Annotated in this window: 5 protein-coding genes; 1 reads left to right on the forward strand and 4 read right to left on the reverse strand. The window is 57.7% G+C overall.

The window, feature by feature from the left end; all coding sequences use genetic code 11:
* Positions 1-159: 159 nt before the first annotated feature.
* Positions 160-1,488, forward strand: coding sequence for an amino-acid N-acetyltransferase (gene argA / locus PO881_RS15220; RefSeq protein WP_007891884.1), 1,329 nt, complete (start codon positions 160-162; stop codon positions 1,486-1,488).
* 142 nt (positions 1,489-1,630) lie between these two features.
* On the opposite strand, the gene recD is transcribed toward argA, so the two are convergent.
* The 4 genes from recD to recC all read right to left on the reverse strand — a co-directional run bounded on the left by recD (position 1,631) and on the right by recC (position 13,387).
* Positions 1,631-3,469, reverse strand: coding sequence for an exodeoxyribonuclease V subunit alpha (gene recD, locus PO881_RS15225; protein ID WP_280172018.1), 1,839 nt, complete (start codon positions 3,467-3,469; stop codon positions 1,631-1,633).
* Positions 3,466-7,005 carry an exodeoxyribonuclease V subunit beta gene (gene recB / locus PO881_RS15230; protein ID WP_280172019.1) on the reverse strand — a complete coding sequence of 1,180 codons (3,540 nt, stop codon included), beginning with the start codon at positions 7,003-7,005 and terminating at the stop codon, positions 3,466-3,468. Before recB ends, recD begins: the two co-directional genes overlap by 4 nt.
* On the reverse strand, positions 7,002-9,899 hold the full coding sequence (gene ptrA, locus PO881_RS15235) for a pitrilysin (protein ID WP_280172020.1): 2,898 nt from the start codon (positions 9,897-9,899) through the stop codon (positions 7,002-7,004). The genes recB and ptrA overlap by 4 nt, the downstream gene beginning before the upstream one ends.
* Positions 9,900-10,006: 107 nt before the next feature.
* Complete coding sequence (gene recC, locus PO881_RS15240; protein ID WP_280172021.1) at positions 10,007-13,387, reverse strand: exodeoxyribonuclease V subunit gamma; 3,381 nt, start codon at positions 13,385-13,387, stop codon at positions 10,007-10,009.
* Positions 13,388-13,405 lie beyond the last annotated feature (18 nt).

A 13,405-nucleotide genomic window follows, 5' to 3' on the forward strand; every position in this document is an offset into this window, starting at 1 on the left:
AATTGTCTTGTCTTGCCGGAAAAACCAGATAATGCAGTCTGTTAGCGCGTGTTGCATCATGAAAATCGTAAAGTAACGTCAGGCCCGGCGCTTGCAATAAAGAGCAAAAGAGCATAAAAATACGAAAATTACGAATAAACATGCACAGAGGGCTTTGCCGTGAAGGAACGCAGTACAGAACTGGTTCAGGGTTTTCGCCACACCGTTCCCTATATAAATACCCATCGTGACAAGACGTTTGTCATCATGTTGGGTGGCGAAGCCATCGAGCATGAGAACTTCTCAAGCATCGTTAATGACATCGGTCTGCTGCATAGCCTCGGCATTCGCTTAGTGGTGGTTTATGGTGCGCGTCCGCAGATTGACGCCAGCATGGCCCAGCAACAGCTTGAACCGATTTACCACAAACATACGCGCGTTACGGATGCACAATCACTTGAGCTGGTAAAGCAGGCCGCCGGTCGTTTACAGCTGGATATCACCGCGCGTCTGTCGATGAGCCTCAACAACACGCCGCTGCAGGGCGCGCACATTAACGTAGTGAGCGGCAACTTCATCATTGCGCAGCCGCTGGGGGTGGATGATGGCGTTGATTACTGCCACAGCGGGCGTATTCGTCGTATTGATGAGGAAGCGATCCATCGTCAGCTGGATAACGATGCGATTGTGCTGCTCGGTCCGGTAGCGGTTTCTGTAACCGGCGAGAGTTTTAACCTGACGTCAGAAGAAGTGGCGACGCAGCTGGCAATTAAATTGAAGGCCGAGAAGATGATTGGTTTCTGCTCCGAACAGGGCGTGACCAATCGCGAAGGCGCGATTATTTCTGAATTGTTCCCGAACGAAGCCCAGGCGCGCATCGACGAAATGGAGAGCGACGGCGATTTCCTCTCTGGCACCGTGCGGTTCTTACGTGGTGCGGTCAAAGCCTGCCGCAGCGGCGTGCGTCGCAGCCACCTGATTAGCTATCAGGAAGATGGTGCGTTGCTGCAAGAACTGTTCTCGCGCGACGGTATCGGTACCCAGATTGTGATGGAGTCGGCCGAGCAGATTCGTCGCGCCAACATCAACGATATCGGCGGTATTCTCGAACTGATTCGCCCGCTGGAGCAGCAAGGGATTCTGGTGCGTCGTTCCCGCGAGCAGCTGGAGATGGAGATTGATAAGTTCACCATTATTCAGCGCGATAATTTAACCATCGCCTGTGCCGCGCTCTATCCGTTCCCGGACGAGCAGATTGGTGAGATGGCTTGTGTGGCAGTGCATCCGGATTATCGCAGCTCGTCGCGTGGCGAACTGTTGCTGGATCGCGTGGCGCTGCAGGCACGTCAGATGGGGCTAAAGAAGCTGTTTGTGTTAACCACGCGCAGCATTCACTGGTTCCAGGAGCGCGGTTTTACGCCGGTGGATATTGAGTCCCTGCCCGAGAGCAAGAAGCAGATGTATAACTATCAGCGCCGTTCAAAGGTGCTGATGGCGGATTTGGGGTAGTCGCATCATTTAACTGTGCCGTTGCGTAGTTGCACATACCGCAGCGGCGCAATTTATTGCGCAATATCCGCATGGGCAAGCTGCCGCCATTGATATGCGCGATTCATTGCGCCGTTACGGATTGTGCTGAATCGATATTTAATTACTCCCCGCTCAACCGCTCCAGTAATCCGCTGCGTCGCTGGGTACGCAACTGCACGGCACGACGGAACACGCCGTCATCGCTGTACAACGTCAGCTGCTTACGCGCGCGGGTAATCGCGGTATAAATCAGCTCGCGCGTTAACACCGGCAGGAACTGCGCCGGCATCACCAACGCCGTGTGGTCAAACTCCGAACCCTGCGATTTATGCACCGTCATCGCCCACGCGGTATCGTGCGTCGGCAAGCGGCTCGGTTGCACCGCCTTGATGCTGCCATCCGGCAACGGAAAGAACACCTTCAGCAGACCTTCCTCATCAAACAGCGTAATGCCGATATCGCCGTTAAACAGGCCCAATGCGCTGTCGTTACGCGTCACCATCACCGGACGTCCCTGATACCAGCGACTGCCGCCGGTTGGACGACGAATCAACTGCAGCTGCATCAGCTTCTGCTCAATACGTTGATTCAATCCCTGCACGCCAAACGGCCCTTCACGCAGTGCGCACAGCAGCTGATATCGGCCAAACGCCGCGATAATCTCAGCAGGATCAGCGCGTTGACGAATGAGTTTCAGGAACGGCTGATAACCAGCGGCAATCTCTGTCAGCATCGCCTGATACGCATCAGCATCCTGCAAAGGTTGACGGGTGATATCGCTGAAACCAGCCTTGAATGCGGCTTCAACCGCCTTTGCATCACCGGCGTTAACCGCTGCGGCCAGTTGGCCAATGCCGGAGTTGGCGTCAAAGCGGTAGCTTTTACGCAGCAGGCAAATCGCGTCGCGTACCGCGGGTGCGCTGCTGTCATCGATGCCCGCCACCCCGCTGCCGGTGAGCTCACTCAGCTGCGCAGCGCGCATCGGGCTGTAACCGGCTTCGGCACAGCGACAGATATCACCGAGCACTGCGCCCGCTTCCACCGATGCCAGCTGATCGCGATCGCCGAGGAACACCACGCGCGCCTGCGCTGGCAATGCGGCAATCAAATTCGCCATCATGCCGAGATCGACCATTGAGGCTTCATCCACCACCAGCACATCCAGATGCAGTGGATTGCCGGCGTGATAGCGCAGGCGCTGTGTTTCCGGCTGCGCGCCTAACAAGCGGTGCAGCGTGGTGGCATCGGCCGGAAAGCGCTGCCGCTCCGCCTCGCTCACAGGCAGCTTTTGCAGCGCCTTGCCCAGCGATTCGGTGAGACGCGCCGCCGCTTTGCCGGTCGGCGCAGCCAACTGAATACGTAACGCGCCTTCGCTAAGACGGATCAGTGCCGCCAGCAGTTTTGCCACCGTGGTGGTTTTTCCGGTTCCGGGACCGCCCGAGATCACCGCAGTTTTCTGCGTCAGCGCCACCGCAGCCGCAATCTTCTGCCAGTTATCCGGCTCGCTGCCAAACAGCTGATCCAGCACTTCCCTGACCCGTTCAGGCGCAAAAGGCTGTGCTGTTGACTGTGACTGAAAGAAGCGTGCCACCTGCCCTTCGTTGTGCCAAAGGCGATGCAGATAGAGACGATCTTCGCTCAGCACGATGGGTGCCGCTTGCTCGCTGCTACTCAGCGCCGACCAGCCGGCTAAAATTGCCGGCCAATCCTGCGGTTCGCCTGCCGCTTGCCAGATAGCCTGGGCCAGCTCCGCATGACGCCCTTTAAACAGGTTGTCGCGGTTCAGCTGTGATAACGGCAAACAGACATGCCCATCTCCCGCTTCCGCGCTCAGGCAGGCCGCCAGCAGCAAACGCGCCGGTTGATCATCATCAGCCAGCAGTTGAGCGAACTGGACATCAAGCGAACGCAGCAAACGCAGCTCAGCCGCCTGTGCTAAAAGCGCGGTCATACCGCTCATGCTGTCGCTCCCGGCCCGCGAAACAGGCTATCCAGTTGTGAAATGAAGTCGAAGGTGGGACGGGTATGAAACACGCCGTTGTCTGGCGAGCTGCCGTCCATGCCACGCAGGAAGAGATAAAATACGCCGCCGAAATGCTGCTCATAATCGTAATCCGGCACGCGATGTTGTAAATAGCGGTGCAGCGCCAGCGTATAGAGCTGGTACTGCAAATCGTAGCGGTGGTCGATCATCGCCTGCGCCATTGCCTGCGGCGTATAAGCTTCATGGCTGTCACCGAGCCAGTTGGATTTATAATCCAGCAGGTAATATTTGCCCTGCCAGCGGAACACCAAATCGATAAAGCCTTTCAGCATGCCCTGCACCTGACGGAAATCGAGCGGCGGAGCCTGCGCCGATAACGCATCCTGAGCAATCAACGCGCTCAGTTCACGCGCGGTCAGCACATTGTCAATTGGCAGATAGAATGCCATCTCCACCAAACGATCGCTGCTTTGCACCTGCGCCAGATCAATACCCTGCGCGTTAAGTGGCGTGCTCAATACACGCCTGATCCACGCACTGAGCATCGGCTGCCAGTGCAGCGGATAGCCGTTTTGCTGCAGATGTTGCGCCAGCGTCTCCTCGGAAGGCGGCTGCGGGAAATCCAGCGATTCGAACAGCTCATGCAAAAACGTTCCCGGCGCGGCACCGCGCGGGAAGTGATGAGGCGTGAGCGCCGCTTCCCCTTCCTCTTCCCGATCCTCTTCGCCGGCTGCTTCCACATCGAAATTCGGCATCACCTCAAGCAGACGATGAGAACTGTGCTGCTGCAAACCGGAATAACTGGTGACGCGCCACGGGTCGGCCAGCACGCGCGTTACGCTTCGCGCCCCCAACTCGCTATCGGCGACCGCCTCAACCTGCCAGCGCTCGGCTTGCATAACTTCGGCCAGCACCACCTCGGTGCCCGCCGCGTCCATGTTATGCAGCAACGCGCCGAGCTGTTCGGCTGTTGCCGCTACACCGCGCTGCAACAGAAAACCGAGCGCGCTTTTATGCAAATCGCTCTCGCCCTCTTTCTTACGCGTGCCGCGAAACAGCGGTGCCACGCCGACGCTGCAGTGATAGATCGAACGGGTCAACGCCACGTAGAGCAGGCGCAAATCCTCCGCCAGACGCTCCTGTTCGGCCAGCGCCAGGCTCTCTTCATCGGCTTGCAGATCCAGGACCGCGTTAAAGCTCTCACGATCGTGATAAAGCGCGGTATCCGCCTCGCGAAAACCGGCGGCGAATGGCAGCCACACTAGCGGATATTGCAGCCCTTTAGATTTGTGGATGGTGACAATCTGTACCAGATGACGATCGCTCTCCAGACGCAGTTGCTGGCTGGCAGACTGGCTATCCGGGCGGGCGATCTGCTGTGCCAGATGACGCACCAGCGCGTGTGGGCTATCCAGCTGCGCAGCCGCTTCCTGCAGCAGTTCGCCGAGATGCAGTAAATCCGTCAGACGACGCTCGCCGTTCTCCGATGCCAGTAGATTTTCCGCCAGCTGACGCTCCAGCATCATCTCGCGCAGCATCGGCAAGACGCCACGCTGCTGCCACACCAGCTGCCAGCGGGCAAAGGTATCCACCAGTTCATCCCAGCCGCGCGCATCCTGATCCAGCGCATCCAGCTGCGAGGCATCAAAGGCAAAGAGCGAGGTTGCCAGCGCGGTACGCAGCATGCGCTCCTGCTCCGGTGCCAGTACCGCCTGCAACAGCCATAACAGCTCTCGAGCTTCCGGCGTGGTGTAAACGCTGTCGCGATTCGACAGGTAAACCGACGGAATACCGAGCAGATTGAGCGCTTCGCGAATCAGGTTAGCTTCGTTACGGCTGCGCACTAACACTGTGATGTCAGAGGCTTGTACCGGCCGCAAATTGGGCGTTTTGCCCAGCATCGCGCGCTGCTGCTGCCCGGCCTGCAACCAGCGACTGATATCGGCCGCACACTGCTGCGCCATACGTTGTTGATAATCCCCAACGCTGCAGCCTTCGCCCGGCTGCAGCCAAAAGCGTAACGCCGCTTGCTCAACCTGATCGATACTGACCGACAGTTGCTGGTTGGGAGGCGCAAACTGCACCGGCTGGAACGGGATCTCAGCGAACAGGAAGGGCGCGTCGAGGCGCGCAAATAGCTGGTTAACGCTGTTGACCATCGCAGGCGACGAGCGCCAGTTGGTATCCAGCGTGTAGTGCGCACTGACTTCACTGCGCGCGCGGATATAGGTAAAAATATCCGCGCCACGAAAGGCGTAAATCGCCTGTTTGGGATCGCCAATCAACAGCAGCGCATGCGCTGGCTGATTGATATAAAGCGTGCGGAAAATACGGTATTGCAGCGGATCGGTATCCTGGAACTCATCAATCAACGCCACCGGGAAACGCTGGCGAATCGCCTGAGCCAGTTGCTTACCGCTCGGCTGCTGCAGTGCTTCGTCGAGTCGGCTCAGCAGGTCATCAAAACCCAATAGTGCCTGCTGACGTTTCTCTTTGCGCACCGCAGCGCGCACCTCTACCAGCGCACGCGCAATCACCAGATCGCGCAGCGACAGCGGCTGAGCAAGGAAAGTGTCGATGGCGTCAAACACACTGTGATGCGGCGGATTGCCCTTTTTGGTCTTCTCTTCAAGCATGCGCTGACCGAAGCGCGCCAGTTCGGCGGGCACCTGATAATCAAGCGTTTCGCTCTGCGCCCAAAAGCTGACTTTATTGACCCAAACCGGCAAATTCTTGCTGCTGTAGCTGCGCTTATCCACGTCAGATTGCCCCACCAGCGTCAGCACTTCGTCACCCACCGTCAGCCATTGCGCTTTCATCGCGGCGATACGCGCCAGGTTTTCGCTGTGGCGCGAAGCCAGGGTTTCACTGTCGGTAGGCGGCAGACGCAGGCTGGGCGATTCGCCCTGCAACCACGGACGCAAGGTGGAAAGCAACTGCTCCGGGCCGTTCCATTCGCTGACAATCACTCGCGCGACATCCAGCGTCAGCGGATAGCAGTGACGACGCCAGAAATCGGCAGTCGCCTGGCGCAGCAGCAGCTGTTCATCCTCAATCAGCTGCTGTTCAAACAGCATGCCGGACTCAAAGGCGTTGAGATTCAGCATGCGCTGGCAGAAGCCGTGGATGGTGAAGATGGCGGCTTCATCCATCTGTCGTTCAGCGGCCAGCAGCAGCGAAGCCGCATCGGCGGGCTGTGGAATCTCCTGCAGCAGCTGCATCAGCATCGGGTTGCCGCTGACGCCGCGCAGGCAGGCCAGCCGCAGCTCGTGAATGTTGGCGCGTATACGCCCGCGCAGTTCAGCGGTCGCGGCCTCGGTAAAGGTCACGACCAGAATCTCTTCTACCGACAACGGGCGCGAATAAGCATGTTGTCCGCCCAATCCCAGTAGCAGCCTTAGATAGAGCAGGCCGATGGTGAAGGTTTTGCCGGTGCCGGCTGAGGCCTCAATCAGACGCTCACCGCGCAGCGGCAGCGTCAGAGGATTGAGCGATTCAGGTAGCAGACTCATTGGGCATCACTCTTCACGGGCAACGACTGCTGCAGCTTCTGGACCTCATCCCATGTGGTCCAGCCCGGCAGCTGGGCGTAGTCATCTTTGGTCGCGCCATCATGGTTGCCACCGATCTGCGAAATCATCGCCATGCCTTGCTGCGCTAAAACCGCCTGATGGAAGAAGTCGGCCAGGCCGGCTGGCGTTAGTTGCTGAATTTGCTCAATCGCTTTTTCACGCGTATCGAAGGCAAAGTTCTGACGTTTAAAGTCACGGTTAAAGCGGTTCGCCTCTTCATCCAGCGTTTGCGGACGCTGCTTCATATCGTTGATCAGCGCCTGCTGATACTGGGCGAAATCCTCTGCTTTCATGCTGCGCAGACGCTGTTCAGCCTGCGGATAAAACGCCTGGAAGCGTTGCAGTAAAAACGCTGGCTGCTTGCTGTTACTTTGCAGCAGGAAACCGATGCCCCACTGGCGTCCGATCGGCATCTGGTAAGCAAACACCGCATAGCCGAGCTGCTCTTCGGTGCGCAACTGGTTGTAGAACCAGGGTTGAACGATCTGGCTCAGCATGGTGCTGTTGGCCATGCTTTGATATTCGCTGTAGCCCAACGGCACATACAGCGCGGCCAGCGCTGAATCAGTGCTGCTGCCGGCTTTCTGCAGATTGGCCTTCATCGCTTTATCCACCGTCACATAATCACTGTGCCAGTAGCCGTGGCCATCGCTGTGCAACTGTTGCTGCAGCTCATCGCCGAGCTGTTTCACGCGCTCTGCAGAGAGATTGCCCACCACCATCATCTCCGGGGTTGCATGATGAATCAGCGCATCGCGGTAATCGGTGACCTCTTTCAGAGTAATATCTTTCACCAGATTGCGGCGCGTTTCACGTTGGGTGTAAGGCAGCTGCGACAACATCTGCATCGGCTGAATCGCCTGCTCAAACGCTTTGCCCTTCTCTGCCGCTTCCAGTCGATCCAGATACCAGGATTTGGCCTGTTCCAGCTGCTGCTGGTCCGGCGTAAAGGTGGCGTAACCCTCCACCAGCTTCTTCAGCAATTCCGGCAGACGTTGGGTAAACCCGCTGGCGCTAAACACGATGCCATCATCTTCCCCGGTGGAGAAACTGATGCCGCCAACCGAAGCCTGCGAATTCAATTCATCCAGCGCCAGGCTGGAGAGATAGTCATTTAACCCAAACAGCACCTGCTGGCGCGCATCGCTGATCGCCGATTTGTTGCGCAGCGCTAAGGTAATAGCGGCTTTCGGTTCGCTGGCAAACTGCTGACTTGGCATCCAGTAAATACGCATGCTGTCGCCATTAGTCAGTGCGACCGGATGATCGTAGGCTTTGCCATCGGAGGGGATGATGGCGAAATCCGACGGAATATAGGGATTCAGCGTGGGCATCGACAGCTGAAGCTGCGCGGCACGTTGCTGCCAGTCGCTAATTTGGGCGTCGCTGATTTTGTCCACCTGATAGGGCGCATTCACAAAGTAGGCTTCTTTGTTATGCGGCTCCTGCGGACTGATGTACCAGATGCGCGCGTTCTGCGGCGTCATTTCGTCGAGACGCGTTTTGATTGCCGCGGGATCGAACTGATCGGCCAGATAAGGCGCATCCAGCGTGTGTTCAACCGGCACCCGCAGCATGGTATCTACCAGCCACTCGATGTAATCCATATCACGGGTAATTGATGGGTAGCGGAAATCCAGCGCCAGCACGTGGGAGACTTCATCGAAGTATTCTTTACTGATGCCTTTGGTGCGCAGCATATCAAGGTAGTTGAACACCGCAGCCACCACTTCATCGCGCTGCGCCAGACCTTTGTCGGTTAACGACACGCTGATAGCGAAGACGCCGCTGTTGCGCTCGGTCATCGGGTCTGCACCGGCGCTGACGCCATCCGCCAGCCCTTGCTTTTGCAGCCAGTCGTTGAGGGTGTTTTTGCTGCGATTGCCCAGAATGTAGCTGATCAGCGTATCGGTTTTACTGCGGAACTGGCCGCTGTTGTTCGGGATGCGGAACTCAATTTTCAACTGCTTGCGCGGCTGTGCGGGCACGTAATGGATAATGATGCCCTTCTGCGCGTCGGTCACTACCGGCACGTCAATCTCTGGCACCGTCGTTTGATGATTAGCCACACGACCAAAGGTTTTTGCCGCAATGTCGGCCATCTCTGGCAGCGGTTTGTTGCTGTAAATCACCGCCTTCATCAGATTGGCGGAGTAGTGGCTGTGATAAAAATCGGTCAGCGCCTGATGCAATTTGCTGTCTGGCTTGTCGCTCAACGTATCAAGGTTGCCACCGGAATAGCGCGAGCCGGGATGCGCAGGGTTGAGAGTTTCTGCACCCACCTGTGCCATACGCAAGCCATCGCGTGAGCGAGCCATGGTCAGTTCTGCGTTAACCGCATGGCGTTCACGATCGGCATTAACCGGATCGAGCAGCGGTTCAGCAATCGCATCGGCCAGACGATCAACTGCGGGCTGCAACGCGCTGTTTTCCACTTCCAGATAGAACGCCGTGCGATACGACGCGGTGCTGGCATTGTGGCTGCCACCATTTTTTTTCAGGAATTCGGCGAGATTATCAGGCTGCGGATAACGCTTTGAGCCCATTAACACCATGTGTTCGAGATAGTGCGCCAGACCCAGCTGCTGATTAGGATCATCCAGCGAACCGATCGGTAAGGTCAGCGCCGCCAGCGATTTAGGCGCTTCGGCATCCGAGACCAGCAGCACGATCATACCGTTGTTTAACGTAATCGCCTGATAACGGCGTGGATCGTGATCGCTTTTACGAATGGTGTCATTGATGGGTTGCCAGCCGCGATCGGTATCGGCAAAGGCATTCAGCGCTAACGTGCTCAGCAGCAGCGCTCCAATCCAGCGTGCGTAAATCCGCATTTAAACCCCTTACATTACCCTTTTCCGCTGGCTGTGTGCCCAGCGGTGAAATAGACAAACTTTCTTATCGTGTCAGGAACAACCTCAAACGAGGCCGTATTCCCTTGCTATTCATCATTTTGATGCGCCAGGCGCACCGGCAAATACCATTGGCGTGCGGCGGCAGTAATCGCCTGCACGGCATCATCGTCCAAAGACCGACTCAGGCGTTGCTGATAGGGATCGCTGCCCTCGCCTTCCACCTGGAAACCACCCTGCCAGGCTTGCAGTAATTTGTTAAGTGCCTTTTTCTGCGTGGCTTCGTCTTCCAGCAACTGCTGCGACTTGCTATCAAAGCTGGCTTCCAGCCAGGCTCCGCCGGATTTATTCAGCAGCATCAGCGGCTCGACTAATCCGGCCTGGTAACCCGCAACATACGCATGCAGAAGCGACAGCGCCTGTTCAGCAGGCAGCGCCGCGAAGCGCCAGTGACTCTGTTTACGGCCGTACATGCGGCTTTCACCGCTGCCGCCCAACGCGCAATACACCAGATGTTCAAGCCATAGCAGCAGACCATCGTTCATGTTCAGCACGCCCGGACGCCAGCGCAGCAGGCCATCAGCTTGCACCTGCGTCAGCCAGCCGGTCAATTGCACTGCGCCTATCGTCAGATTGATTTCCCAACTTTCAGCGGGCTGGCGTTGACCACTCACCTCGGCGGCCACTTCCTGCATCTCTTCGGTCTGGCTCTGCCAGAAAAGTTCCCCGAACGCGCCATAAGGCAGATTGCCAGCGGCGCGGTGACGCGCATACAGCTGCGCCGGATCGTCACCGTTGACCAGCGTATTCAGCAATTGGGCGTTGATTTGGTAGCGTTCCAGGCTGTCAGGCGCGAACGGTTCGCTGTCGGGCAGCTCGCTCTCTTCCATCCAGAAAGCCACCCCCAAGCGCTGCTGGAACCAGGCGCGCACCGGATGGCGCCAGAAACGCAGCAGTTGCTCCAGCGACAAGGTTTCTATCGGTGCAGGCAGCAAGGGCTGCACAAAATCCGGCTGTGCCACGCCGCTGCCGGTGGCTGCGGGCAACCACTCCGCAGCAAAGCTTTGCCCGTGTGCGCCCGGCTGGAAGTTCTCTGCGGCAAACGGCATGCGGCTATGCAGCTTTTGCAGATGTTCGCGCACGCGCTGCTCGCTGATATCGGGTTCAAGCGCTTCATCACCCGGCAGACGGAAGCTCTGCCCCAGGTAATCCACCAGCTCGCTCACTAATACCGATGGATAGCGCTCGGTGTTGTCCTGAATCGCCCGGCCGATGTAACTGATATAGAGCTGCTGCTGCGCCGAGATCAGCGCTTCGAGGAACAGATAGCGGTCATCATCGCGGCGGCTACGGTCGCCTTTGCGCATCTGTTGCTGCATCAGGTCGAAACCCAGCGGTGCTAAGGTGCGCGGATAGACGCCATCGTTCATACCCAGCAAACACACCACTTTGAAGGGAATTGAACGCATCGGCATCAGCGTACAGAAGTTGATGGGACCGGCGAGAAAACGCTGGCTGATACGCTGTTGATCGAGGCGTGAACGCAGTTCATCACGCAGCAGCGTAACCGGAATCGGCTGTTGATACGCCGCCTGCATGCCCTGCTCGATAATCTGTTTCCACTGCGTTTCCACCAGCAGCAGCGCGGCTTCACTTTCGGCGTCTCCGCTAAAGAAGCACTCAATCAGCTCACGACACAGCGGCTGCCACTCCGCTAACGTGCGCTCTTCTGCCAGACGCGCACGCCACTCTTCGAGTCGCGATAGCAGTTCAGCCAGATGCCCCGCCAGCTCAGCGATCAAACCGCTGGATTCGTCATACGGCAGGATCCCTTGCCAGTCGCCGTTGCGGCTCTCCAGCGCATAGCCGAGCAGCATACGCTGCAGGCCGAAGCGCCAGGTGTGTTGTCCGGTTACCGGCAGCGCCAGCGCTTCCACGCTGGCATCGTCCAGTCCCCAGCGAATGCCGGATTCCATCACCCAGCGGCGCAGCAGGCGCAGCCCGCTTTCATCCACCGAGAAGCGCTGCGCTAATGCGGGAACCTCAAGCAGCGCCAGCACATCTTCGGAGGCAAAGCGACTTTCAGGCAGCGACAGCAAGCTGAGCAGCGCCAGAATTGCCGGGTGCGCCTGACTGGCGCGTCGGTCGGAAATGGCGAACGGCAAATAGCGTTCGCTCGGCGCGCTGGCAAAAGCGGCCTGAATAAAAGGTGCGTAGCTGTCGATATCCGCCACCATCACGATGATGTCGCGCGGCTTGAGTTCGGGATGGGCTTCCATCAGCGTGAGCAGATGATCCTGCAGCACTTCAACTTCACGCTGTGCGCTGTGGCACACCTGCAGCGTGATCGAGCGATCTTCAGGATCAAGCAGCCGTTTTTCGGCACTGTTCGCCAGCTCACCGGCGTTGAGGCCAATGATCGCTTTATCGTCCAGATTGAGCAGATCCGCTTGCACGCTGTGCAGCAGATTGTCTTGAGGCACCTCGACGAAGGCATCAATGTCGTTGGCGGCGGATTCCATCTGGCTCAGCAGAAACAGGTTATCGCGCCCCAGCTTGCCCCATGACGCCAGCAGCGGATTGGTCAGCTGCTGCTCGCCGATATCGTTAAACAATGCTGACGCGCTAGCCGGATCGCGGAACAGCGGCTGCAGCTCATCCGACTGGATGCGGCGGCGCTGGCGGCTTTGCAGCTTCGCCAAAAAGGCATAATCCTGAATGTCGCCCCAATAGTGACGGCAGGGATTGGTGAACAGCAGATGGATATCAATGTGACGGCCCAGCGCTTCTAACGCCTGCAAATAAACCGGCGGCAGCGCGGAGATACCGCAAATAAATACGCGCTGCGGCAAGCCCGGCGGCGGCATTTGCGCCTGTTCCAGCTTTTGGATAAAGCGCGCATAGAGGTTGGCGCGATGCCACATCGGTTGACCCAGGCTTTCGGTAAAGTTAACCAGATCGCACCACAGCAGCGCCTGCCACTGCTGCGATTCGCCTAAGCCATCAATCCGTTCACCGCGCTCCCAGCTGTTGAGCCAGTCCGAGCGATACACCAGATATTGGTCAAACAGATCGGCAACACGGGCGCTGAGCTGATACAGCTTGCGCTTGTCGTCGTCATCATTGAGGTAGTGACGCAGCGGCTGGAAAGCGTCCTGCTCCAGCAAAGTTGGCAAGCGATGCATCAGCTTCCAGCTCATGCTGGCCTTGGTGAAGGCGCTCTCTTCAGGAATATCGGGCAGCACCTTAACGAACATGCTCCAGATGAAGCTCGCAGGCAGCGGGAAATCAATGTTGGCGGCAATGCCGAAACTGTTAGCCAGTTCCATTTGCAGCCACTGCGCCATGCCTGGGCTTTGTACCAGCACCTGTTCAGCCGCCAGCGGATCGGTCAGCGGTTGATTTTCAATCAGAATACCTGCCAGATTTTTCAACAGATCAAGCTGATTAGAGTGATAGACCCGGAACATATTTCTCCTAAACACAAG

It is taken from the genome of Pantoea sp. SS70 (assembly GCF_029866845.1).
Classification (GTDB): Bacteria; Pseudomonadota; Gammaproteobacteria; order Enterobacterales; family Enterobacteriaceae; genus Pantoea; species Pantoea leporis.